Source organism: Knoellia koreensis, assembly GCF_013041615.1.
GTDB classification, from domain to species: domain Bacteria; phylum Actinomycetota; class Actinomycetes; order Actinomycetales; family Dermatophilaceae; genus Pedococcus; species Pedococcus koreensis.
Window position 1 is genome coordinate 334,532 of the sequence record NZ_JABEPQ010000002.1, and the last position, 24,767, is coordinate 359,298.

Below are 24,767 nucleotides of genomic sequence, written 5' to 3' on the forward strand. Positions count from 1 at the left end.
TCACACCTGCACATCCACGACTTTGCGCATCCAGTAGACGCCTATCACCAGACTCACGACCCCCATGCCCAACATGGCCAGCCCCAAGGGGCGGGTCCACAAGAGCTCCACGTACTCCCGGTTGGTCTGCATGGTGTAGAGGAAGATGCCGATCGGCAGCGCGATCAGGATGTATGCCGACAGGCGTCCCTCGGCGGACAGCGCGCGCACGTGCCGTTTGAGCGACTCGCGCTCGCGCAGGGTGGCCGCGGTGGTCCGCAGGGTCTCGGCCAGGTTGCCACCGACCTCACGCTGGATGCGGATGGCCATCACGGTCCAGCGCATGTTGCTGCTACCGGTGCGCTCGGACAACCTCTCCAACGACTCTCCGATGTCCGCGCCGATGCGGGTCTCCGCCAGCGCCCGGCTGAACTCCTTAGCCGCGGGCTCGGCTGCGTCCTTCGAGACCGCGTCCAGGGCTTGGAGGAGCGAGAAGCCGGTGGAGAGGCTCGAGGCCACGAGGGTGAGGACATCCGGCAGCTGCGCCTCGAACTTCTTGGAGCGCCGCTTGGCGAGGAAACGCAGCACGAACGCTGGAAGGACCAGGCCGAAGCCGACCCCGAGCAGCATGGCGAACAGCGTCGTCAGTGGACCGCCCCGCAAGAGCAGCATCGACGTGGCAGTCGTGGCGAACACCGCCACGATCCGCAGCACCCACCACTCCCCCGCCCGCAGCGGGAGGTCCGCACGCTCGATGAGGGCCATGGTCTTGCTCGTCGACTCACGGCCTTCCATGACGCGGTCACCGATGTTGACCAGGTTGGCAGAAAGGCTTGCAGCGCTCACACCGCTCGAGCCTGCGTAGGGCACGGAGGTGGTCGGGTTCACGTAGCGCTCGATCGCATCGACGCGCTTGGACCTGCGCGAGCGGAGCGTGGGAGCCAAGAGCGCCAGGGCGAGCACCATCAGGCCCAGGAACATGGCACCGACGGCGATGAACACCATCGTGTTGCTCTGGCTCAGGGCGTTGAGACGGGCCAGCGGCGGATGCGGCGCGGAGGGGTTCGACACGGGCGGCGCAGCGACCGCCGGCGTACTCGACGGCTTCGGAGCAGGAGCGCCGAAGTCGAATGTCGTCCTGACCGAGAACGGCCGGTCGCCCGCCATGCCCGTCAGCGTCACGGGCAGCACCGAGGAGAGCCCGGGCTCCGGTCGAATCGTGAAGTTGACCTGCGAGTCCAGGACCTTGGCGGCGGCCTCGAACGCGGCCTTGACCGCCTCGGCGTTTCCGGCAGCTGCCACGCTGCCACCGCCCGCCTGCGCGAAGTCCTTGAGCACCGAGGCATCGGCTTCGGCGCTCTTGAAGGCGATCGCCTCGGTACGGACCCCGTACTTCTTCACGGCGGCCGTGGCCGACGCCTGGTCTGCCTTCCGGCTGGCCGTGTCGCCACCGTCGCTCAGGAGGATGACACTGCGGTCGTCGTAGCCCTGGAGGCTCGCGGCAGCCAGTGCCACGGCGTCGTACAGCGACGTCTCTCCCTTGGACACCAACGAGTTCACGGCCTGCTGGACGGCTGCACGGTTGGTCGTGGGTGCGACGTCGATGCCCGCCGTGCCGGAGAACGACACCAGTCCGACCGCGACATCCTTGGGCGCATCCGCAAGGAACGCAGCAACGGACGCACGGACGGTCTGCATGCCGCTGGCACCCATCGAGCCGCTGGTGTCGACGACCAGCATGTTGGCCCGCTTCGTGGTCGCCACAGGCCGCGTGGACACGGGGTAGTCCTTGCCAGCGACGGTGGAGCGAAGACTGCCCGGATCGACCGTCAGGACCTCCTGCCCACCACGCACGGTGAGGACACCCGTGAGGTTGTCCGCGGCATACGCCATCGACCCGACGGAGGCGGGCACCGGCTCACCCGCGGCGCTGGAGGCGCCGGAGACCGTGACCCCCAACGAAGCCGCGAGCACCACTGCGAGCAGACCCCGAACAGGTCCGAACGGCATACGGATGGCCACTTAGTTTCCTCGGATGAACAGGTCGGGGGCGAAGTCGATGCCCAGGTCGTGCAGCTCCTCGGCGAACTTGGGTCGAAGACCGGTGCTGACGAGACTGCCGCGGAACCGACCCTGCTCGTCGCGGCCGGCGCTGTAGTTGAAGGTGAAGATGTCCTGCATCGTGATGACGTCGGACTCCATGCCCGCAACCTCGCTGATGGCGACGATCCGACGGGAACCGTCCTTGAGACGCGCCTGCTGGATCACCAGGTCGACGGCACCGGCCACCTGCTCGCGGATGGCCCGGACCGGAAGCTCGACACCCGCCATGAGGACCAAGGTCTCCAGACGCGAGAGCGAGTCTCGTGGGCTGTTCGCGTGCACCGTCGTGATGGAACCGTCGTGACCGGTGTTCATGGCCTGCAGCATGTCGAGCGCGGCGCCGTCACGGATCTCACCGACGACGATTCGGTCAGGGCGCATACGCAGTGAGTTCTTCACGAGCTCACGGATGGGGATGGCGCCCTTGCCCTCGATGTTCGACGGGCGCGACTCGAGCCGCAGGACGTGCTCCTGGTGGAGCTGGAGCTCGGCCGCGTCCTCGATGGTCACGATGCGCTCGTCCTCAGGGATGAAGGACGACACGACGTTGAGCAGCGTGGTCTTACCCGATCCCGTACCCCCGGAGATGATGATGTTGCGGCGGCCACGGACGGCGGCGTCCAAGAAGTCGCGCACGCGCGGGGTGAAGGTGCCGAAGGCCATGAGGTCCTTGGCCGTGAACGGGTCCGTCGAGAACTTTCGGATCGTCAGCATCGACCCGTCGAGCGCGATCGGTGGGATGACCGCGTTGACGCGCGAGCCATCAGGGAGTCGGGCGTCAACGAGCGGGCTTGCCTCGTCCACGCGACGGCCGACGCGGCCCACGATCTTGTCGATGGTGCGGCGCAGGTGGGCCTCGCTCGAGAAGCGGGTCTCGACCGGGTAGATCTTGCCGGCTCGTTCGACGTAGATGGACTCCGGCCCGTTGACCATGATCTCGGAGATCTCGCTGTCGCGCAGGAGCGGCTCGAGCGGTCCGTGCCCGAGGATCTCGTCGGAGACCTCCTGGGCTATGCGCGTCCGGTCGGCCAGCGAGAGCGGGGTCTCCTCCTGGTCGATGACGTCCTGGAGGGTGTGCCGGACCCGCGTCTCCAGCTCACCCTGGTCGAGGTGGGGGTCGTAGAGCTGCGGCCCCAACGAGTCGAGGAGTGCCTGGTGCACGCTTGCCTTCACCGAGGCGAAGGGGTCGAGGACGCGGTGCCGTTCGGGTGCAGCCGGGCCACCGCTCCTGCCCTCTTTTTCGGCGCTGTTCGGCTGGGCAGCGCGTCGAACGCTGTCCAGACGGTCGGCGAGGCTCACGAACGACCACTCCTTCCGAGGCTCCACCGACGCTGAGTGGCGGCTTCGTTCTTGGTTTCGGGGATCACCGGCCGACCCACGACACGGACGTACTTGTCGGTCAGCTCCTTGAGGGCTGCGCTCACCGGGTGGCGTGGCTCGTCGATGACGATCGGGACGCCCTTGTTCACCGAGGCAGGCACCTGCGAGCTGGTCGGCACCGTCAGGGCGATGTCCTGACGGATCGCGGTGACGACGTCCTCAGCGCGCAGGCCCACCTTGGCGTCCGACCGGTTGAGGACGACGAGACGCGACTCCTTGGGCGTGCCCAACAGGTCGAGCGTGTCGAGGCTGAGCCGCAGGTTCTTGACCGCCGGGATGTCGAGGGTGGCGATGAGGATGAGCAGGTCACTGTTGTCGAAGGCCGCGAGCACGTGCTCGGTGAAGGCTGGCGGCGTGTCGATGATGACGAAGTCGTAGACCGTCTTGGCGACTCGCAGCATCTCGTGGATCGTGCTGCCCGGAATGCGGTCAGCGTCGCTGGGGTCGGGGGGCGCGGCGGCGGCGTCGAGACCACTGGTGTGGCGAGTGACCACCGAGGCCAGACCTTGGGCATCGATGTGGCCGGCCATGCCGACCAGGCTCATGATCGAGTTCTGAGGGAGCATCTGCAGGCTGATCGCGACGTCACCGAAGGCGAGGTCGAGGTCGACGAGCAGGACCTTCGAGCCACTCGTGGCGAGGTATGCCGCGATGTTGGTCGCGAAGGTCGTCTTGCCCACTCCGCCCTTGGCCGAGAAGACCGTGATGACCTTGCCGTCGCGGCTTCCCTCGTTCGTGGTGTGGCCGGCGACCCGCTGGGAGATCTCGCGGCTGCGGCGCGCCGCGTCGGCCAGAGAGGTGAGGTCGTCGGCCTGGACGACCTCCCGGACACCGGCGCGCAACGACTGCGCCAACACGGTCATGTCGACGCGGCGGCGCAGCAGGATCACGCCCAGCTCGGGCCGTTCGAACCGCATCGCCTCGCTGAAGGTGCACGCAGTGCCGAACTCCACATCGGGGCCGATGACGACGAGCTGCTCACCGGGATCGGCGTCGAGGGCCCGGCTGATCGCCGTCGGTGAGTCGAGACGGTCGACATCGCCGAGCGCGACGCGGAAGCTCTCGATCGAAGCCGGGTCGTTGTCCCAGAGGATCGTCACTTCAGCACTCCCCTCAGGTCCACCAGGTTGGTGTCGTCCACCCGGGTCACGGTGCCCATCTTCAGGTCGGAGCTGCGCAGGCCTGCGTAGAGGTTGCCCTTCTGGATGGCGTGCACGAGCTTGACCGAGTCCTGGGGCTTGACGGCGACGGTCACGAGGAAGGCAGGGGCACCGGTGTTGGCGGCCGGCTTCGCTTCGCTGTCGGCCACGGTGGCGACCGGCGCTCCGGGCGTGAGGGCGGCGTCGCCCATGCCGATGACGAGGACGTCGTCCATGATCATGCTGGTGCCGCTGATCCCAGCTGCGTTGAGTGCCTTGGACTTGCTGTCGTCACCAATCGACTTGATCTGGTAGGTGTCGTAGATCGCGATGCGGCTGCCCGGTGTCACGAAGCTGCCGACGTGGGCGGGGTCGGACAGGCTGACCGAGATGGCGATCATCCCCTGCGGCACCTCGATGGCCTTCGCGCCCGTGGGCGTAGTGCCGAAGCGAGATGCCTGGAGGTATTCGCCGGGTGCGATATCGGTCAGGGCGAGGAGGTTCTCGTTCTTGGTGTCCACGTTGGTCAGGACGCCGACCGGTGCAGCCTTGGCCGGCACCTGGGTGCGGACGATGAGGCCGGACCGGACGGCATCCTTCAGCGTGGTTGACGTGGGCACCATCGCGGTCGACACGTAGACCGTCGTCGGCTGGTTGGCCGCGACCGCGCGGCTGTCAGCGCCGCGGGCGTAGAGGAACACTGCCACCACGCCCACGAGGGCGATGAGGGCTGCAGCGAAGATGGCAATGATACGACGTCCCATGATGAAGTCAGATTCCTTAGCCGAGGGGTCCGACCTGGGTGAGCCCGTAGTTGGGCGCACCACCGCCGGGTGGGTTGGTGAGTTGCTGGAGTTGGGCGGCGGTGATCAGGTCCTTGGTGAACCAACCACTCATGCACCTGTCACCGCCGGTGCAGGGCACGTTTCCCGTAACGATGGATGCCTTGGTGCTGCTGGAGAAGTACCAACCCGTCAGGTAGAAGGCCGCGTATCCCGACACGTGGTAGTACGTGTTGTTTCCATTGCCCGAATTGCAGTTCGTCGCTGGGTCAGTGGGATCGACGGACGTGGTGTTCGTCATGCAGTCGAAGATCGGCAGGTAGACGATCGTGCCCACAAGCGTGTTGAAGCTGGCATCGGGGCAGGGCGTCGAGTTGCCGGGCTGACCGTGGTACCAGTCGCCGTTGGTGGTGGCGACACTGCACGTCGTGACAGTGTCCAACTGCGAGAAACCACCCGGAGCGGTGTGCCCATTCCACGTCGGACAGGTCCCGATGGCCCCCTTGGTGTAGATGGTCTTCTCCCAGCTCGTCGACCAGGGGTTGCCAGGGCCGTAGCCGTACGGCGTGATGCTCCCATCCGGGCTCGGCGGGTAGACCGCTGGTGGCCCCGGAGGAGGTTTGTAACCAGTCTGTCGCGCCCATTCGCAGTACGACACGACGATCGGTAGCACGTTGAGTGTGGTGGGGTTGACGGGCCCCCAGCCTGCTCTGGCGCAAGCCACGACGGTGGATTGAGAGGTCCCCCCGACCAGCATCCGAGCGAACTTGTTCGAGATGGTCGACGTGCCCGCTGGTGTCTTCGTCTCGGTCCTCGCCTCGAGGTACGGCAGACCAGCGGCTCCGGTGGGAACCGTTGGGCAGTCGGTTACGCCTGGTGTCGCATTTGATGGGCAGGGAGTGAGCGTCGCGGGGCTCAGCGCAACCGCGGCCGCGCTGCCACACACCGACCGGACCCTGCTGACTCCGTCGTTGGCGTTCGCGTTGTCGATGGTGTCGAGATTGCTCCCGGCGGCGGCGCTGGGCGAGCAGGCGGTCGGGGCATCGGCGCACTTCTGTGCGGCCAACATAACGGTGGCGTCAGCACCGTTCTGGAGCTGACGACGCTCCCACATGAGGTTGCCCACATCCACACTCAGGGCCGCCGCACCGAAGAGCACAGGGACGAGAAGGATCACCGTGAGCACCGCAGAGGCGCCTCGCTCCCGCGACGAGCGGGACCTCGCGGACAGCCCAATGCAGTGCTTGCTCATGCGCATGTCATCGTCGCCGTTCCCTTGATCGCCGGCTTGGGAAGACCCGGCACGAACTTGAGGACCGTGTAGTCATACGGAGCCGCGACCGTCACCGTGATCTGGGATCCCGGACCCGCCGAACAGTCCCAAGCTGTCGAGCTGACGGTCAACGATCCGGAGGTCAGAGGGCTGGCGGCGTTCCTGATGCGTCCGTCGATGTAGCCCTGGCTCCAGCCGGTCGCCACCGAGGCGTTGGTGACGACCATGCGCGCCCCGTCACGGGCTGCATTGGTGAGGAGGATCTGCTTGTTGAACATGATCCCGAAGTCGATGATGCCACCGACAAGCAAGAGCAGAACGGGCAGGATCAGCCCGAATTCCACTGCGGCAGCGCCTCGTTCGCGACGCGACAGCCGCACTTGACGAGTTCGCATCACAAAGCGCTCGACGGCACGTTGAACAGCTCGATCATGTTCTGGCCGAACAGTGCCACGGCGCCGACGATCACGACGGCGATGAGACTCACCATCAGCGCGTACTCGACGGCTGTCGCCCCGTGGTCGGCTCGGTTGGTCCCGAGCCGACCACGGGAACCACCCGCCGGAGAATCGAAGCACCAGATCACGTTGACCGGCATATCGACGACGACCGAATCGCTGTACTGATCCTGGTTCATCCAACTCTCCTTCTGGCGCGTGGCATCCGACCCGTCGGTGCCTCCGTGTTGCTCAGACGCTGGTGGCGACCGTGTTGAACAGGTTCTGGAGGTTGCCCCCCAGCAGGGTGACGGCGACGATGATCACGATCGCGATTAGGGCCACCATCAGGCCGTACTCGACCGCAGTGGCACCCTGCTCACTACGAAGCATCATCCTGCGAATACGCGTGGTCACTGGTACTCCTCTGCGGATGGGGCCGCAGGCCCGGTTGCGGCGGGCTTGCGACTCGAGTGAATTCGTCAGACCGAGGTCGCGACGGTGTTGAAGAGGTTCTTGAGGTTGTTGCCCAGGAGGGTGACGGCAACGATGATGACGATCGCGATGAGGGCGACCATCAGGCCGTACTCGACCGCGGTCGCGCCCTGCTCGCGAAGGGCGAGACGGGTCTGCAGCTTGGCGATGAACTTGGTCATGGGTGTGAGTCCTTTCGAGACCTACGGTGGACAGACGGGCGTCTGCGGCGACAACACTCCCAGCGGCGGGACGCAGGCAAATCCACTGAGAAGGCACACCGCCCTCCCACCTTCGATCGGCCCACATCAGACGAACGGTCGATGACCTGCGAGCCGGCTTGCCCCTGAGGTGCCTCAGCCGAGAAGGTGGCGCCCATGTTCCGCTTGCCCAGATTGCGGAGCTTGCCCGAAACGGGCTGGATCATCGTGGCGGCCGGCTTGCTCCTGTCCTGCGCCTTGACCGTACGAGCGATCTCCGACCCCAGTCCTTGGTTGCACCTGAAGGTAGGAGAGTTCCTCCTCGACGGTGGCCGATTCGGCGCCGCTGACCCGTGGGCGCCCTACGCGCAAGGGCACTACGAACCGACGCAGTGGTTGCCGTCCGTGGTCGTGGCCAAGATCTACGAGTGGTGGGGTCTTCCAGCCGTCGCATGGTCGCGCACTGCGGGCATCACCTTGCTGGCGCTGGGACTGCTTCTGTCGCTTCGAACGATTGCGCGGTTGCCGGTCGCTCTCGTCGCAACGGCGCTGGCCATCGTGTGCGCGTGGCCGAGCCTGACCGAGCGACCCCAAGTGGGCGGTTTCGTCCTGCTCGTCCCTGTGATCGCTGCCTGGTGGCGCACCGCCGTCGACGGAAGGGTCCGGTGGTGGCTCGTTCCGCTCACCTGGCTGGCAGCTTGCGTGCACGGCATCTGGTCGCTCGGTCTCGGCACAGGCTTGCTGGTGGTCGCAGGACTGGTGGTGGAACGTCGATTCACGACCAGCCAGCGGGTCCGGATGATCGCCTGCCTTGCTGGGTGCCTGGCCGTGACAGCCCTGACTCCGCTGGGCCCCCGGCTCACGCTCGCCCCATTCACAGTGGGAAGTAACGCCCGGCAGTTCGTCTCCGAGTGGATGCCCTCGTCGGCACGCACTCCGGCCGTGGCTGTCACACTGCTCGCCCTGGCCGTGGTGTTCTGGCTCTGGTCGCGCAGGAGCGCGCGCCCCCAGCTTTGGCAACTCTTCCTCTGGCTGGCCGCCCTCGGCCTCACTCTCTTCATGCGGCGCACGGTCCCTGTCGGCGGCTTCCTCGCGGCATACCTCCTGGCCGACGCGTGGGCGACGCGTGGAACGTTGGCACCAGTGCGCTTTCGCCCCTCCCGGCACGAGGTCATCACGTTCGTGGCGGCGGCGCTAGCCACCCTGCTCGTGGCGATCCCCTTGGCACGAACCAGGGGTGACCTAACGCCGGGCCTGCCGACGCGCCTGGAGCATGAGCTGCGAGCCCTCCCCGCTGGCACCCACGTCATCTCCGACGGTGACCTGTCGGGATGGCTGATGTTCACCGCCCCCAATGCCCACCCGGTCTTTGACATCCGCGTCGAGGCCTACACGCCGGCCCATGTCCGCGGCTTCATCGCCGCGCTTCGCGCCGAACCATCGTGGCGGGAGTACCTGTCGCGAACGGGGACCCGAGCGGCCCTGCTCAAGGACGACAGCGCTCTCACCTCCGCCCTCACCGACCAGTGGCGCTGGCGCGTCGCCGGCCGCGACAGCGGGTACGTCCTGCTGGTGGTGCCATGAGCAACGAGCCCTCGCCGACTCGGCAGACACCAGCATTCCTCACGGTCACCGCAATCGCCCTCGTGTTCGTGGTGGCCCTCGCGCGGGGCCTTGGTTCCGTCGAGGAGCCGGACACCTGGTGGCACATCAGGGTGGGCGAGTACCTCCTCGACACGCGTCGGCTCGTGTGGCCGGACCCGTGGGCTCCGTTCACCGACAAGCCTTACGTGGCAACCCAATGGCTACCCGAAGCGATTGCCGCACAGCTCTACCGCTGGTTCGGCTTGGGCGGTGTCCTATGGTTGCGTGCAGTGGCCGTGGTGGCCCTGACCCTGGTCGTGTATGCCGCGTGCCGCCGGTTCGGTGGCCGTCTCGCGGCAGCCCTCGGGGCCGGCGTCGCCATCGTGGGAGCCAGTGCCAGCCTGAACCCACGCCCACAGCTCGTGAGCTTCGTGCTGTTCGCCGTGGTCGTCGGTGCGTGGATCGACACGGCTCGCGACCGACGTGCTCGCTGGTGGCTGGTCCCGCTGTTCTGGCTGTGGGCCTGCAGTCACGGACTGTGGATGTTCGGGGTGCTGGTCGGGGTCGTCACCACCGTGGGTCTGCTCCCCGAGGCCGTCCGGGCCGGCGAGCTCCGCCCGTTCCTGCGGCGGTTCGCCGCCTTGCACCTCGCCTGCGTCCTCGCCCTGCTCGTCACACCGCTCGGGCCTCGACTGATCCTGGCTCCATTCACCGTCGCGGCGAATGCGGCGGGCATCGCAGAGGAGTGGGCGCCGACACCGGTCAACAATGCCTTCTCCTTCATCACCATGACGGCCATCGTCGGCATCGCGACCTGCTGGCTCCTTCGGCCGCGACGCCGACCGATGTGGATGTACCTCTGGCTGGCCCTGTCGGCGGGCCTCACGCTCTACATGTGGCGGCTCGTGCCGCTCGGGGTCATCCTCGTCGCGCCACTGCTCACCGACGCCCTGCAGGAGCTCGTGACCGGAGCCCGGGAGCGCGTGAGCCGTCCGGAGCGCCGAGCCCTCGTGGGCGCGACGGTCGCTGCTTTGCTCATCGCAGCCGGGGTCTGCGCCACCCCGCACGGACGGACGGCATTCGGCTACCCCGACCGGATGGGTGCGATCAGCGCCGCCCTGGACCAGACACCGGCGGGATCGGTCGTGATGCCCGACTTCGGTGTGAGCGGATGGTTGATCTACGCACACCCTGAGCTGGCGCCCGCCGCGGACCTTCGGATGGAGTCGTACTCCCCCATCTACTTCCAGCGGTACCTCGACGCAGGGAACGCCCAACCGGGCTGGCAAGACTTCGTCCGTGACGTCCGGGCCCGATACGCGCTGGTCGAGCGCACCTCGGCCCTGGCCGACGCCCTCGTGCGGGAGGCCCGCTGGCAACTGGTAGCAACCAGTCCCCAGTTCGTGCTGCTGCGCGCACCCGCGGCGGGGTCATGATCGACGCCCAGCCACGCCGCCTCATCCTGCTCGCGTCGACCGGCTTGGCCGTTGCCACGGCCGTGGCGGGCATCGGCCCGCTCTCGGACCCGGATGCATGGTGGAACCTGCGCGCGGGTCAGTACCTGCTCGCCACCGGCCGGTTCGACGGTCCCGACCCCTGGAGCCGGTTCTCTTCGCACGACTTCGTCCTCACCGAGTGGCTCGGCTCCGTCGTCGCAGCGCGGGCATACGACCTGGCCGGGCCACCAGCCCTGGTCTGGTTGCGGACTCTGGGTGCCGTAGTCGTCGTGGCGGTGCTGCTCCTGACGTGTCGCGAGATCGCCCCCGTGCCCACCGCGGTGTCCGGGGCGTTGGTGGGCCTCGTCGGGCTGAGTGGGAGCCTGGCCGAGCGCCCCCAGACGCTCGGGCTGGCCTTGTATGCCGTGAGCCTGCTCGGGTGGCGACATGCCGCCCTGCGCTCGCGCGCGGCTACGTGGTGGATGGTCCCGCTGACGTGGGTGGCGGCTGCCAGCCACGGCTACTGGATCCTGGGCATCGCGGTAGGGCTGGCCACGACAGCGGGCCTGGCATTGGACGATCGGTCGCGGGATCGGTTGGGGCACAACGCTTTGGTGCTCGTCGCCTCGGTAGCCGCTGCTGGGCTGACCCCGGTGGGCCCTCGGCTGTTGACCATGCCCTTCAAGGTCCACGGTGCCGCTGCCGGACTGGTCGGCGAGTGGGACCGTGCATCCCTCGACCACCCGCTGGTCCTCATCTCGCTCGGGACCATCGCCGCGGTGTGCCTACTCTGGGTGCGGACGGGTACATCGTGGTGGCAGGCGAGCCACCTCGCCCTTGCGCTCGCCTTCACCGCCACGTACAGCCGTTTGACCGCGCCCGCGATGCTACTCGCGGCTCCCCTGCTCGCGGAGAGCTTGAATCGCCTGCTCAACCCGAGCCGCAAGGGCGTGGACAAGCCGGATCCGTGGGAGCGGAAGGCATTCGCCGTCGCGGCGATGGCCGTGCTGCTGCTCGGCGCGGCGCTGGCGCCGAGCACTGCTCGCGACCTTCGGCACACCCCGACGGCACTGGCAGCCACCCTTGCCGCGATCCCCGCAGGAACGGTGGTCTTCAATGACTACAACGTCTCGAGCTGGATGCTGTACCACGACCCGGACCTCCAGCTCGTGATCGACAGCAGGTTGGAGGTCTTCAGCGACGACTGGGTCAAGGCCTACTCGAACGCGCTCTCGGCCGGCCCGGGATGGCAAGACTTCGTCGGCTCGACTGACGCCAGTGAGGCCGTGCTGCGCTCAGACCGCCCCCTCGTCGCGCGACTGGTCAACCAGGGCTGGCTCGAGGTCGCTGCCGCCGACGGCTATCTTGTTCTGAGGAAGCCAGGATGAGCCAACCACGAACGGCGCTGGCCGATCTCCGCGACGAAAGAGGAACCCAAACCGCACGCTGGAGGGCACGGTCGCGGGTGGTGCTGTTCCCCTTGGCCGCCTACGTCGCGACGAGAGCTCTCGTGCTGCTGGTGATCGTGTTCGGGCCCCACCGCCAGGTGCGCGTCGAGGACGTCGCTGGATACAAGCAGACAAGCTCCCCCGCGACACCGGGAAGTCTCCTCGACGTGCTGACCTCCTGGGACGGGCAGTGGTACTGGGACATCGTCATCCACGGATACGCGGCCTCGGCAACGAACTCCGTCGGGCAGCCGGTGCAGACGAACCTGGCCTTCTTCCCTCTGTTCCCTCAGTTGGTCAGCTGGACCATGGACCTCACGGGTGCAGCCTTCGCGCCGGCTGCGGTTGCCACGAGCACGGCGCTGGGGGCGTTGGGGGTCACCATGGTGCACCTCTTGATCCGGACCATCGTTGATGAGCGACGGGCACGGGGGTGCGTGCTGCTCCTGTGCACCTTTGCGTCGTCACCCATTCTCAGTGCTGCGTACACCGAGAGCCTCGCACTGGTTCTGGTGGCCCTGATTCTCCTGCTCCTGCACCGACGGGCCTATCTATGGGCAGTCCCGGCCGTGCTGCTCCTCGGCCTGACGCGCAACGTCGTTCCCCCGCTGTTGGTCGTGGTCCTCGTGCACTGGGTCCTGCAGGTACGCAGACACGGCAGGGACCACCGGCGGGACCTGCGACTGGCACTCCTGACGGCCGCCGGCATCGTCGCTGTGGGGCTGTGGCCAGTCCTCGCCGCCTTGCACACCGGAGAACCCACGGCTTACACCTCGACCCTCAGTGCATGGCCGGGCTTCACTGGCAGCATCTTCCGGCCGGCATGGGTCTCCACGGCGATGCGCTATCCAGCCGTGGGAGTCCTGCTCGCCATAGGAGGACTCGGGCTCTGGCTGGCTACTCGGCTCCTCCCGGGACGTCGCCGCTGGGGGCCCGAGCTCGCAACGTGGGCGATCGCCTATCCGGCCTACCTGCTCGCGACCACTAGCCCGTCATTCAGCATCCTGCGGTATCTGATTCTCGCCTTTCCCCTCGGCCTCCTATGGCTCCCTGATGCTTCCTCGGGGGCCCAGCTCCGTCGACAGCGCTTTGCGCTCTGGGGCCTGGCCGCGACAGGCCTGGTGGGTCAGTGGTTCTGGGTGACCAAACTGCTCGTGTACGCCGGAGCACACGGGGGTTGGGGCTACCCCTAGGGCAACGCACCCGCGGGAACGATCAGGTCCGTTGCGGCCCCGATCCGCTGCCAGCGGTTGCCGGCTCGCAGCAGGACCTGGTGCTGGTCCGTCGTGGCCACGAGACCCCGTTCGCCGTTCACGGTGGTAATCGCTTGTGCCCCAGCGAGTTCCGGCCCAGCGCTGATCGGTCCGCCCAAGGGGACGAACCACGGCCGCACGACCTGGGCAGAGGTCTTGCGCCCCAGCACGGCCAGCTCGGTCTCGTCGACCCACACGACGTCTCGCATGAGCGAGAGGCTGGGCGCCAGGGTGAGGGGCTCTGCCAGCGACGCCGGCACGCCGCTGGCCTCGCGTTGGATCCCGGCCACCTGCAGGCGCGGGCTCTTGCCCTGCGGATCGGTCGACACGACCGCGAGGCGCTGACCGTCCGGCGAGACCTTCTGCGCGACGATGCGGCGCCCAGTCAGCCAGGATGCCTTGACCGTCACGGGACGTTGCGTGTCGGCCGAGTCACCGGCGGTGTTGATGGCCCACATGGCCGTCCGTCCGCCCGTGACACCGGAGAACCACAGGACGGCCAGCCGGTCGTACGTGGGCTGGGTGAGCAATGAACCCGGCCCGATCACCTGCACCTGCTCGCGGCCACGCCAACGGCTGAGCTGTTGCCGGTCGCCACTCACCGCCGCAAGCTCGTTGCCCGCGGCCGAGAGCGCCGGGAAGGCCCAGCCGAGCTGCAACGTGGGCAGGTCGTCGCTGCGCTGGCTCGCCGGGCGTCGATCCGGGTCGCTGAGCTGGTCCTTGTCGATGACCGTCAGTGACGTTCCGGTCCGCAGCAACGGGCGGCCCGTCGGGTCCGGCCGGGCGCCGAAACCCAATGACGCCAAGGAGTCGATCTCCCTCGGGGCACCGGGCACCTGGAGGTCTGCACCCTCGAGCTCCAGTGCAACGCGGTCCACACCGGGCGCCTGCGTGACGGTGTTGTAGAACTGTGCCGCGAGGTTCTGCCGGCGTTCCGGGTCACTGCCAAGTCCCTTGGTGGACAAGTCAACCCGCGCAATTCCCGAGTCGATGGTGACGGCGTCCACGGCCAGCCGCGTGCCTGCCGGCACGTCAGTGCGCACGGCTCCGTTGAGGTATGCCGGCACGCCCGCCAACAGCGCACGTGCCAGTCGCGTGGCCAGGCCCGTTCCCAAGGGGAACCACCGGATGTCGGGGACGAGCTGGCGTTCGACCGCCGACAGGAAGTAGATGCGGAACGGGTCGTAGAGGCGCTCGAGGTCGGCGCTGCTGAGCCACGACCCGAAGCCCTCCGGAAGCTGGGTGATGCGCCACTCGCCGTCGAGCTTGCCGACGCCGAACGAGGCCTGCATCGTCGTGTTGTCGGGCAGTTCGTGGTACCGCCCGTCCCCGTCGATGCGAGCCGTCGCGGTCACGACCGCGGTCACGGTGTCCGGACCGGTGGCCTTGATCTCCACCTGGTCCGAGGATGTGAAGACCACGACGGAGTTGTCGGGTCGCCACGAAGATGCCTGGCGTGGCCCGAGGAAGGAACGCGCCACCTGGTACTGGTCGTCGCTCGCGGCCGCGGCGCGGATGAAGCCGTTGACGACCTGCACCGGCGTCGAGCCCGGCGCGACCGGGTTGGCCTCGACCTTGACCTCGTTCTCGGGCGCGCTGCCGACCTCGAGGCCCGGGCGGACGGTGGACGAGGTGGACAGGCCGCCGCAGGCGGTCAGCAGCGCACACACCACCGCGCCGACCGCCCCGACCAGGACACGGCGTCTCACCGGGGCCCCACCTGGGCGCTCCACGGGCCCGTACCCGGGGCCAGGGACACGGGTCGTGGGTTCAGCAGGGGTTCGTCGGGCACGGGCGGAGCGTCGTTGGGCCGCAACGGCAAAGGCGATTCCGCGATCGGCGTACCTGCCCGCCGTGGCAGGGTCAGCCGGAACAACGACCCCTGCCCCGGCTCGCCCCACGCCTGCAGCCAGCCCTCGTGCAGCCGGGCATCCTCGAGCGAGATCGCGAGGCCGAGTCCGGTCCCACCCGTCGTGCGGGCGCGAGCCGGGTCCGCCCGCCAGAAGCGGTTGAACACCAGGGCCGCTTCTCCGGGCCGCAGGCCGACACCGTGGTCTCTTACCGTGACGGCGACAGCGGTGTCGTTGCCTGCGATGGCCACGTCGACCGGTCGCCCCTCACCGTGCTCGAGAGCGTTGACCACCAGGTTGCGCAGGATCCGTTCGACGCGTCGGGCGTCGATCTCGGCCTCGGTCGGCCCGTGGTTGCTGACCGTGACCGCGCTCCCCCACCGTTCGGCAATGGGCCGTGCGGCCTCCACGGCCCGCGCGACCGAGTCACGCAGGTCGGTCGCGTCGACGTCCAGAGCGGCGGCACCCGCGTCGAAGCGACTGATCTCCAGCAGATCCGCCAGCAGCTCCTCGAAGCGGTCCAGCTCGCCCCGCAGCAGCTCGGCGGACCGCGCCACGGCGGGCTCGAAGCCGGATCGGGAGTCGTGGATGAGGTCGACAGCCATCCGGATGGTCGTGAGCGGCGTACGCAGCTCGTGTGACACGTCGGAGACGAACCGCTGCTGGACCCGGGACAGTCCTTCGAGCTGACGGATCTGGGTCTGCAGGCTGTCCGCCATCTCGTTGAACGACTTCGCCAGGAGCGCCAGGTCGTCCTCCCCACGGGCGCGCATGCGTTCGTTGAGTCGCCCCGAGGACAGGCGTTCGGCGACGATCGCGGCGCGCCGCACCGGGTTGACCACCTGGCGGGTGACGACCCACGCGATGGCTCCCACGAGGAGGACGAGCACCAGCCCACCGATGGTGAACGTGCGGGTGATGAGCGCGAGCGTCGACTCCTCACGCTCCATGGGAAACACGGCATACAGGTCGTAACGGCCGGCGAGGGGCACGTCGACGACCGAGCCGACCACGACGGCCGGGACGGTCGAGTCACCTTGGGCACTGGGTATGCCGATCAAGGTCACCTGCTGGTGCCGCGGGTCGTCCCGCACGGCCTGCCGCAACTCGACCGGGACGCTGGTCAGGCGCACTCGGCCGGTGTATGTCGTCGGCACCACGTTGGAGTTGGTGTTGCCGAGGCCGCGCGTGAAGATGAGGAACCGCTCGGTATCGCCACCCGGACCCGCTGCGCTGATAATGGCTTGCTGCGCAAGGAGATTCAGGTCAGCGGAGGTGGTCCTGTCGCTGCCCTCGAAGGTCGCCTGCACCTCCGAGGTGAGCCGCGAGGCCTCGATCTTCGCCGACTCGGTGCGGTCGGCCTCGAGGCCGTCACTGATCGTCGAGAAGAGGTAGGAACCGAGCATCACCACGACCACGAGGCCGAGCAGCATCGTCGAGGTGACCACCCGGAACTGCAGCGACCCACGCCACAGGTGGGCGACCCGGCGGGTGCCGCTGACGACCCAGCCGCGCAGGATGGTCAGGATGGTCCGCACGTCCGGACCGGACCGGTCGGTCGTGTGCGGTTGCGCCCGGGGGCTTGCCGGGCGGACCCGCTCGGACATGGCTAGCTCGGGCCTGCCTTGTACCCCACCCCGCGGACCGTCACGACGATCTCAGGGTGCTCGGGGTCGTGCTCGATCTTGGAGCGGAGTCGCTGGACGTGGACGTTGACCAGTCGCGTGTCGCCGGCGTGTCGGTAACCCCAGACCTGTTCAAGCAGGACCTCGCGCGTGAAGACCTGCCAGGGCTTGCGGGCCAGCGCGACCAGCAGGTCGAACTCGAGCGGCGTCAGTGACAAGGCCTGCCCATCGCGCTTGACCGAGTGGCCGGCGACGTCGATCACGAGGTCGCCGATCTCCAGTCGCTCCGGCTCCGGCTCGTCCCCACGGCGCAACCGCGCCCGCACGCGGGCGATCAGCTCCTGCGGCTTGAACGGCTTGACGACGTAGTCGTCGGCGCCGGACTCGAGACCCACGACGACATCGACCGTGTCGGTACGGGCGGTGAGCATCACGATGGGCACCCCGGACTCGGCCCGGATCCGACGGCATACCTCCATGCCGTCCAGACCTGGGAGCATCACGTCGAGCAGGACGAGGTCGGGGCGGGTGTCACGGAAGGCCTGGACCGCGCTGGCACCGTCAGCGACATGCGTGACGTCGAGCCCCTCGTTGCGCAGGACGATGCCGAGCATCTCCGCCAACGCGAGGTCGTCGTCGACGACCAGCACACGACCGTTCACCTGTGTCAGCCCTTCCCCAGAGGTTGGTCAAACTTTCACAACGAATCATCACACATGCGGTATCGCTCGGACGTTGTCCTTCCCGCGGTGCGTCGCCGCGGGAATCGACTTCTTTCCGGTGGCATCTCCGCTGGATCCACCACGGACACACGCCGCCGTCCCCATCCGAGTGCGACTAGCCATGACACCGCCCACACCACGAAGGCAGCGCTGATGACTAGCTCGCCCGGGGAGTAGCCCTGCTGGTCATCGGGCCGTGAGTGCAGCACCCACATAGGGGGCACATAGAAGAGACCGGCTGTGAGCCCGGCGCCCCACCACCAGCGCCTCTGAACCATGACCACCAGGGCCGGCACCACCCACACCCAGTGATGGGTCCAGGACACCGGTGAGATCAGCAGTCCGAAGATGGCCACTGCCGTGAATGCCGACAGCCACTGACTCGATTGCAGCTGCGCTTTCGCTGCGTGAACGGTGAGCAGGAAAAGACCCAGCGCGGCGGGCGCCACGAACGCCACGCGCGCCCACCCCGGCGCCTGACTGCCTTGGAGGGCTCGCCGAGCGAGCGCATCCAGCGACTGGTTGCCCCAGAGCACGACCTCGGGTCCGAATTGACTCATCGAACCCAGCCCTTCAAACCAGAATCGCGCGGAGTCGTGGGGCATGACCAGCCATGCGGCCACGACAGTCCCGACCGCTGCGACGACCAGACGCCCGGCGCTCGACCAGTCCCGCCGTAGGACGAAGTACATGAGGAAGATCGCGGGAGTGAGCTTGATCCCGGCGGCCAACCCCGTCAACAGCCCTCGCCATCGACGGGGCAACAAGAACGCATCAATCATCACCAGCGCTGCCAGGATCAGGTTGACCTGTCCGAACAGGAGGGTTCGCTGCACGGGCTCCAGGGTCAGGGCGACCAGAACGACAAGAAGGGTTCCGCGTGCCCCGATGCCTACCGACCGTGCCGCTACGGCAGCCACGACACCAAGGGAGGCCAGCGACATCATCGCCATGAGGACCCCGGCGCACGAAGTGCTCAGCGCAGTCAACGGAGCGAAACACAGGGCGGCAAAGGGGGGATAACTGAACTCGAGGAGTCCACCATGACCGTTACTGACAGAAACCGAGTAGAGCTCATCACCGGTCAAGGCTGCTCGAGCCCCGGCGAGATAGACCCCGAGGTCGACATTGCTCCAAGGCACGGCCCACCACCTGGCCCACAGAGCGAACCCGAGTACGACCAGACCCACTGTGTTCACGGCAGCCCCCATGAACGGGACCGCACGCGCGTCGACGCAAGCGCGGGGTGAAGGCACGAACCAAGGCTAGTGAAGCAATGCCGCGGTGACGCCCAGCGGCCGGGCAGCTGCCCCCGGACAACCCTTCCGTCCCGATCTGGGTCATCCGAACGGTCGGCTCCTGGCCGGACCTCCTGACACCACCGGGCGTCCGGCCCACCATGGTCAACGTGAACCGCCGGCCTCGCCTCCTCATCCTGATCGTGGCGTACAACGCGGAGACGACGCTGGGTGCCGTCCTGGACCGCATCCCGAACTCGGTGCTCCTCGACCTCGACTGCGAAGTGCTCGTGATCGACGACGCCTCGACCGACAACACGTTCGACGTAGGCCGGGCATACCGGGCTGGCCGACCGATGTTGCCCCTCGTTGTCCTGCGCAACGCGACCAACCAGGGCTACGGCGGTAACCAGAAGATCGGCTACCACTACGCGAGCAAGGAGGGCTTCGACTTCGTCGCCCTCGTGCATGGCGACGGCCAGTACGCACCCGAGGAGCTTCCGAGGCTCCTCGAACCGCTGCTATGCGGCGAGGCTGATGCCGTCTTCGGCAGCCGGATGATGGTCAAGGGCGCAGCGCGACGTGGCGGGATGCCGCTGTACAAGTTCGTGGGCAACAAGGTCCTGTCCGCCACCCAGAACTTCTTGGCTGGCGTGGAGCTCAGCGAGTGGCACAGCGGCTACCGCCTGTACCGTGTCTCCACTCTGGAGAACGTTCGGTTAGCCTCGAACGCGAACGACTTCAGCTTCGACAGCCAGATCATCCTTCAGCTGATCGCATCCGACGCGCGGATCCGGGAGCTTTCCATTCCCACGTTCTACGGCGATGAGATTTGTCGTGTGAACGGAATGAAGTACGCGGGTCAGGTCTTTCGTGAGGGCGTCCGGCACCTCTTCCACCGCTGGGGCCTGCTCCAGCAGCACTGGCTGCGGCCGGTGAGGCCCTCGGCACCCCACTATGCGGTCAAGATCGGCTACGACAGCAGCCACACCCAAGCGTTGAGCCGAATTCCCGCCGGCACGAGCGTCATGGACCTGGGAAGTGGAGACGGGGCGTTCGCCTCGATGCTCGCAGGCCGGGGATTGAACGTCACGGCCGTGGACATCGCGCCGCCGGTCGTGCTGGACCCTCAGGTCGCCACCATCCGAGCGGACTTGAACCAGCCACTGGACCTGCCCTTGGACGACGTCGACTGCATCACCCTGCTCGATGTCCTCGGTCACCTCGACTCGCCTGAGTCGTTCGCAGAAGAGCTCCGGCACGGACTCGGCGCCACCCCTCGCCTCGTCATCGTGACCACCGCCAACGTTGCCTTCGTCGTGACTCGCCTGATGCTGCTCATGGGACAGTTCAACTACAGCGATTACGGCGTGCTCGACCGTCAACACAACCGGCTCTTCACGTTCCGGACGCTGCGGAGCCTGCTGGAGCACGCTGGCTACGACGTGTTGGAGGTGAAGGGCATCCCTGCACCCTTCCCGCGTGCGCTGCGGACCAGATGGTTGGCCAACCTGTTGCTCACCGTGAACCGTGCGCTCATTGGTGTGGCGCCACGGCTCTTCAGCTTCCAGGTGATGGTCGTGGCGAGGAGCCGGCCGCATCTGGACGAGCTCTTGGCAATCGCTCGCTCCAGTGCGGACGTCGCCGCCTGATGACTTCATCCAGCGCCCGCCTTGCCCTGGGCGGGGTCGTGGTGCTCGTCGCGGCGGTGATCGGGACCCGGATGCCCCACCTCGCGCCCCTCTGGGTTTGCACGATGGCGCTCGGAGTGCTGCTTGGCCTTCGAGGCGCGAAGGTGCCTGTCACCACCGCCGAGTACCGCGGCTGGCGGTACTTTCTGACCGCCACTGTGGCTCTTTCCTCGGTCCTCACCCTGCGCGAGACGCTTGGCGGGCACCCCGCAGTTTTTGTGGGCGGTGCGATAGCCGCCACCGCGCTAGCCCTCGCGGCGGGCGAACCGCGCTCACCGTCTCGCCTGTCAACCGCAGGTTTTGTCGGGCTCCTCGCCATCGAGGCCTTCGGCCTGATCAGGTTGGCATCCTTCGGGGATGGCGCCCACATCGACGTCCTGGTGTTCCTGAACGAGGGCTCGCACCGAATGGTGTCCGGTATCGACCCGTACCTGCCCGGTTACCCGAACATCTACGACCCCCGCGTCAGCCCGCAGCTCTACGGTCCCGGGATCGTCGGCCCGGACAACCGCCTAACCGTGGGCCTCCCCTATATGCCCGTCACCCTGGTAGCCACGGTGCCCGCCTACCTGCTCGGGGACGCCCGTTTCGCAGCAGTGGCTCTCATCCTCGCCGCCTCGGCATTGATGTTTTGGAGCGGGCCGGTGAACGCTCGCCCTGCCGCCATCCTGCTGGCATACGCTCCCGGTCTGGGACAGATGGTCCTCAACGGCTGGACCGAGACGATGATCGTCGCGGGGTTCGCTTTCGCAGTGGTCGCGGCTCGTTGTCGACGGTGGTTGCTGGCCGCGGCCCTGCTAGGGGTAGCTTTCGCCTCGAAGCAGTACTTCGTGGTTGCCGTTCCGTGCCTGTGGCTCCTTCGCCCCTACGCGACCAGGCAACGCATCGCGGCCTTTGTCACCGTTCCTCTGGTCGTCACTCTTCCCTTCCTCCTGTGGCACCCCCGAGCCTTCTGGCGTTCCATCGTGGAGTTCCAGCTGCTGCAGCCCCTCCGAGAGGACTCACTGTCGTTCCTGACCTGGTCGGTGTCGGAGTTCGGATGGTCCGGGTTCACCGCGGCTGCTCCCTTGTCGCTGGGTGCGGGCGTAGCCTGCGCCGCGGTCTTGGCCTGGCGATCGCGCCCGGGTGCCGACACCTTCCTGCTGGCGACGGGCGTGAGCCTCTTTGTCACGACAGCCCTCTCCAAGCAGGCATTCCTCAACTACTACTTCCTGGTCGGTGGGTTGCTGCTCCTGTCAGGTTGGGCACGTGCGGCGGCCAGAGGGTCCGAGGAGGCATCGTTACCCCACCATGACGGGTTCACGGAACCCTCGGCACCCACCATCGACGGACGTAGCGGCACGTCGTTGACCTTCGCAGCCAACCGGTGAGGCGGGCGAACCGGATCACGCCGGATGCGCAGGCCCTATTGGCGCGCTACCGCCAGGACCTCGTGGCCGTTTCCGCCTTCCTCGTCTTGCGGGCAGTCGGCGCGGTTCTCATGGCGACGGCCGGTCGGGGGCAGGTGGCCCTCGAGACCTCGTCACCGGCGTACCACGTCTTCGCGCCCACGCCCGCTGCGCCGGACTACCTGGGCCTGCTCGGCAACTGGGATGGCCAGTGGTACCAGCAGATAGCGACGGACGGGTATCCCGGCGTGACGACCACGGGCCAGAGCAGCTGGGCCTTCTACCCGCTCTTTCCCTTCTTGTGCCGGCTCCTCATGACGCTCGGGTTCGGCTTCGGGGCGGCAGCCACCATGGTCAACCTCGTCGCCGGGGTGGTGTCGACGGTGCTCCTTAACCGCATGGTGCGCGAACGGGGAGGGCCCTTCACGGCAATCGCCGTCGTGGTCGCCTTCAACTCCTTCGTGGCTGCGCCCATACTCCAGGCCGGCTACGCCGAGAGCCTCACCATCGCCTTGGTCCTCGCCTGTCTGCGCCTCCTCCAGTGCGGCCGATTCGCTCTGCTCTGCCTGAGCTTGGCCCTCCTGGGCCTTGCACGACCCGTAAGCCTCCCCATGGCCGTGGTCGTCAGCGTTTGGGTGGCCGGGGCCAGGTGGTCGCGGGCGGATCGGGCAGCTGGCCCTCGCACTCCGCCGTCGGCTTGGGCTGCGACCGGGGTCGCGTGGCTGGCCGTCGGGCTTTGGCCGGGCGTAGTCGGCCTGGCGAACGGATCCCTCGGCTCCTACCTCCAGACGCAGTCAGCGTGGCCGGTCAACGGCGGGTTGGACGCCGGATGGGCGAACTGGGTGTACCAGGGAGCCCGCAGCACTCCTGTCACGGTGCTCTGCGGGCTCATTCTGGTGGGCACGGCTGTGACAGTCGCGGCACGTCCAGCGGCCCGGGCATGGGGTGGCGAGCTTCGCGCATGGGCGGTTGCCTACCCCTTGTTCATCCTGCTGGCCACCCGGCCAGGACCGAGCGTGGCCCGACTGCTTCTGCCCGCCGTGGTCATCTTCTGGCCCTGGCCCACGCCAGACAGCCAGGTCCGTGTCTCGATGCGGCTGTGGATGCCCCTGGGAGCCGTGGCAGCCGTCGGCATCGTCTGCCAGTGGTGGTGGGTCGGTCACGTCTTCACGATCAGCACGAGCCCGGAGGTCCAGCCATACCCGTGAAATAGGTATGCCGCCCGCTTCGGTGAGCGGGCGGCATACCCAACGCGGTGCAGTGAGTCGGGGACGAGGAGCCCCGGGTGACTCAGTAGCGGTAGTGGTCCGGCTTGTAGGGGCCGGCGACGTCGACGCCGATGTACTCGGCCTGCTCCTTGGTGAGCTCGGTCAGCTTAGCGCCGAGCGCGTCGAGGTGCAGGCGGGCAACCTTCTCGTCGAGGTGCTTGGGCAGGACGTAGACCTGCTTGGCGTAGTCGTCGGTCTTGGTGAACAGCTCGATCTGGGCGATCGTCTGGTTGGCGAACGAGTTCGACATGACGAAGCTCGGGTGGCCCGTCGCGTTGCCGAGGTTCATGAGGCGACCCTCGGACAGCACGATGATCGAGTTGCCGTTGCTGAACGTCCACTCGTGGACCTGCGGCTTGATCTCGGTCTTGGTCACGCCCGGGACCTTCGCGAGGCCGGCCATGTCGATCTCGTTGTCGAAGTGGCCGATGTTGGACACGATCGCCTTGTTCTTCATCTGCTGCATGTGGTCGGCAGTGATGATGTTGAAGTTGCCGGTCGACGTGACGTAGATGTCGGCGATGGACAGGACGTCCTCGAGCCGGGCCACCTGAAAACCGTCCATCGCGGCCTGGAGCGCGCAGATCGGGTCGATCTCGGTGACGATGACGCGAGCACCCTGGCCGGCGAGCGCGGCCGCACAGCCCTTGCCCACGTCGCCGTAGCCGGCCACGACCGCGACCTTGCCGCCGATGAGGACGTCGGTCGCGCGGTTGAGCCCGTCGAGCACCGAGTGGCGGCAGCCGTACTTGTTGTCGAACTTGGACTTGGTGACCGAGTCGTTGACGTTGATCGCCGGGAAGAGCAGGTCACCGGTCTGGGCCAGCTCGTAGAGCCGGTGGACGCCAGTGGTGGTCTCCTCGGTGACGCCCTTGATGCCCGCGGCGATCTTGGTCCACTTCTGCGGGTCGGCCGCAAGGGTCTTGCGGACGAGCTCCTTGAAGACGCCGACCTCCTCGGAGTCCTTCTCGTCGGTGGGCGGCACCTGCCCGGCGGCTTCCCAGGCCTTGCCGTTGTGGACGAGCATGGTCGCGTCGCCACCGTCGTCGAGGATCATGTTGGGGCCCTCGCCGTTCGGCCAGGTGAGGATCTGCTCGGTGCACTCCCAGTACTCGGGCAGGGTCTCGCCCTTCCAGGCGAACACGGGCACGCCCTGCGGGTCCTCGACAGTGCCCTTCGGGCCGACGACGACGGCCGCGGCGGCCTCGTCCTGGGTCGAGTAGATGTTGCAGGAGGCCCAGCGGACCTCCGCGCCCAGGGCGACGAGCGTCTCGATGAGGACGGCGGTCTGCACGGTCATGTGCAGCGAGCCGGCGATCTTGGCGCCCTTGAGGGGCTGCGCCGCGCCGTACTCCTCGCGCAGGCTCATCAGGCCGGGCATCTCGTGCTCGGCGAGGCGGATCTGGTGACGGCCGGCCTCGGCGAGGCCCAGGTCTTTCACCTTGTAATCAAAGGACATGCGACATCTCCGTTTGAGTCTCGATGGTGTGGGACCCG

Annotated in this window: 21 protein-coding genes; 7 read left to right on the forward strand and 14 right to left on the reverse strand. The window is 67.5% G+C overall.

Annotation, left to right across the window (positions count from 1 at the left end):
• The 9 genes from HJG52_RS09955 to HJG52_RS09995 form a co-directional block, all read right to left on the reverse strand.
• The gene (locus tag HJG52_RS09955) at positions 1-2,001 is read right to left on the reverse strand and encodes a type II secretion system F family protein (RefSeq protein WP_171243445.1); all 2,001 of its coding nucleotides are present in this window, start codon (positions 1,999-2,001) and stop codon (positions 1-3) included.
• Positions 2,002-3,381: an ATPase, T2SS/T4P/T4SS family gene (locus tag HJG52_RS09960; protein WP_171243446.1), complete on the reverse strand. Its 1,380-nt coding sequence runs from the start codon at positions 3,379-3,381 to the stop codon at positions 2,002-2,004.
• A complete protein-coding gene (locus HJG52_RS09965; RefSeq protein ID WP_171243447.1) occupies positions 3,378-4,562 on the reverse strand; it encodes an AAA family ATPase in 1,185 nt (394 codons plus the stop codon). Before HJG52_RS09965 ends, HJG52_RS09960 begins: the two co-directional genes overlap by 4 nt.
• Entirely contained in the window at positions 4,559-5,365 is an 807-nt protein-coding gene (gene cpaB / locus HJG52_RS09970; RefSeq protein ID WP_171243448.1) for a Flp pilus assembly protein CpaB, read from the reverse strand. The genes HJG52_RS09965 and cpaB overlap by 4 nt, the downstream gene beginning before the upstream one ends.
• Positions 5,366-5,381: 16 nt before the next feature.
• On the reverse strand, positions 5,382-6,569 hold the full coding sequence (locus HJG52_RS09975) for a pilus assembly protein TadG-related protein (RefSeq protein WP_171243449.1): 1,188 nt from the start codon (positions 6,567-6,569) through the stop codon (positions 5,382-5,384).
• A 62-nt stretch (positions 6,570-6,631) separates the two neighbouring features.
• On the reverse strand, positions 6,632-7,000 hold the full coding sequence (locus HJG52_RS09980; RefSeq protein ID WP_206070501.1) for a TadE/TadG family type IV pilus assembly protein: 369 nt from the start codon (positions 6,998-7,000) through the stop codon (positions 6,632-6,634).
• Positions 7,001-7,050: 50 nt separating this feature from the next.
• Positions 7,051-7,293, reverse strand: coding sequence for a Flp family type IVb pilin (locus HJG52_RS09985; RefSeq protein ID WP_240977780.1), 243 nt, complete (start codon positions 7,291-7,293; stop codon positions 7,051-7,053).
• A gap of 52 nt (positions 7,294-7,345) precedes the next feature.
• Positions 7,346-7,510, reverse strand: a complete 165-nt coding sequence (locus HJG52_RS09990) for a Flp family type IVb pilin (protein WP_346767669.1) — start codon at positions 7,508-7,510, stop codon at positions 7,346-7,348.
• 65 nt (positions 7,511-7,575) lie between these two features.
• Complete coding sequence (locus tag HJG52_RS09995; RefSeq protein WP_171243451.1) at positions 7,576-7,749, reverse strand: Flp family type IVb pilin; 174 nt, start codon at positions 7,747-7,749, stop codon at positions 7,576-7,578.
• 312 nt (positions 7,750-8,061) lie between these two features.
• Between HJG52_RS09995 and HJG52_RS10000 the strand changes: the two genes are divergently transcribed.
• From HJG52_RS10000 to HJG52_RS10015, 4 genes are read left to right on the forward strand one after another with little or no spacing between them, the layout of a single operon-like run.
• Positions 8,062-9,351, forward strand: coding sequence for a hypothetical protein (locus tag HJG52_RS10000; RefSeq protein ID WP_171243452.1), 1,290 nt, complete (start codon positions 8,062-8,064; stop codon positions 9,349-9,351).
• Positions 9,348-10,787 carry a hypothetical protein gene (locus tag HJG52_RS10005; RefSeq protein WP_171243453.1) on the forward strand — a complete coding sequence of 480 codons (1,440 nt, stop codon included), beginning with the start codon at positions 9,348-9,350 and terminating at the stop codon, positions 10,785-10,787. Before HJG52_RS10000 ends, HJG52_RS10005 begins: the two co-directional genes overlap by 4 nt.
• The gene (locus HJG52_RS10010; protein ID WP_171243454.1) at positions 10,784-12,175 is read left to right on the forward strand and encodes a hypothetical protein; all 1,392 of its coding nucleotides are present in this window, start codon (positions 10,784-10,786) and stop codon (positions 12,173-12,175) included. Before HJG52_RS10005 ends, HJG52_RS10010 begins: the two co-directional genes overlap by 4 nt.
• Positions 12,172-13,428: a hypothetical protein gene (locus tag HJG52_RS10015; protein WP_171243455.1), complete on the forward strand. Its 1,257-nt coding sequence runs from the start codon at positions 12,172-12,174 to the stop codon at positions 13,426-13,428. Before HJG52_RS10010 ends, HJG52_RS10015 begins: the two co-directional genes overlap by 4 nt.
• On the opposite strand, the gene HJG52_RS10020 is transcribed toward HJG52_RS10015, so the two are convergent.
• From HJG52_RS10020 to HJG52_RS10035, 4 genes are all read right to left on the reverse strand, one after another.
• A complete protein-coding gene (locus HJG52_RS10020; protein ID WP_171243456.1) occupies positions 13,425-15,197 on the reverse strand; it encodes an LpqB family beta-propeller domain-containing protein in 1,773 nt (590 codons plus the stop codon). The genes HJG52_RS10015 and HJG52_RS10020 overlap by 4 nt on opposite strands.
• Positions 15,194-16,876 (reverse strand): MtrAB system histidine kinase MtrB, encoded by a 1,683-nt coding sequence (mtrB, locus tag HJG52_RS10025; protein ID WP_346767670.1) that lies wholly within the window; start codon positions 16,874-16,876, stop codon positions 15,194-15,196. Before mtrB ends, HJG52_RS10020 begins: the two co-directional genes overlap by 4 nt.
• Before the next feature lie 71 nt (positions 16,877-16,947).
• A complete protein-coding gene (gene mtrA, locus HJG52_RS10030; protein WP_171243458.1) occupies positions 16,948-17,625 on the reverse strand; it encodes an MtrAB system response regulator MtrA in 678 nt (225 codons plus the stop codon).
• A 35-nt stretch (positions 17,626-17,660) separates the two neighbouring features.
• Positions 17,661-18,827 (reverse strand): glycosyltransferase 87 family protein, encoded by a 1,167-nt coding sequence (locus HJG52_RS10035; protein WP_171243459.1) that lies wholly within the window; start codon positions 18,825-18,827, stop codon positions 17,661-17,663.
• 266 nt (positions 18,828-19,093) lie between these two features.
• Here HJG52_RS10035 and HJG52_RS10040 point away from each other — a divergent pair, with 266 nt between their 5' ends.
• The 3 genes from HJG52_RS10040 to HJG52_RS10050 are packed head-to-tail and all read left to right on the forward strand — an operon-like array spanning position 19,094 to position 23,210.
• Positions 19,094-20,575 (forward strand): glycosyltransferase, encoded by a 1,482-nt coding sequence (locus HJG52_RS10040; RefSeq protein ID WP_171243460.1) that lies wholly within the window; start codon positions 19,094-19,096, stop codon positions 20,573-20,575.
• 38 nt (positions 20,576-20,613) lie between these two features.
• The gene (locus HJG52_RS10045) at positions 20,614-21,984 is read left to right on the forward strand and encodes a hypothetical protein (protein WP_171243461.1); all 1,371 of its coding nucleotides are present in this window, start codon (positions 20,614-20,616) and stop codon (positions 21,982-21,984) included.
• Positions 21,981-23,210: a hypothetical protein gene (locus HJG52_RS10050; RefSeq protein WP_171243462.1), complete on the forward strand. Its 1,230-nt coding sequence runs from the start codon at positions 21,981-21,983 to the stop codon at positions 23,208-23,210. Before HJG52_RS10045 ends, HJG52_RS10050 begins: the two co-directional genes overlap by 4 nt.
• 82 nt (positions 23,211-23,292) lie before the next feature.
• Here the strand turns inward: HJG52_RS10050 and ahcY are convergent, their stop codons facing one another.
• Positions 23,293-24,729 (reverse strand): adenosylhomocysteinase, encoded by a 1,437-nt coding sequence (gene ahcY, locus HJG52_RS10055; RefSeq protein WP_171243463.1) that lies wholly within the window; start codon positions 24,727-24,729, stop codon positions 23,293-23,295.
• Between the last annotated feature and the right edge of the window lie 38 nt (positions 24,730-24,767).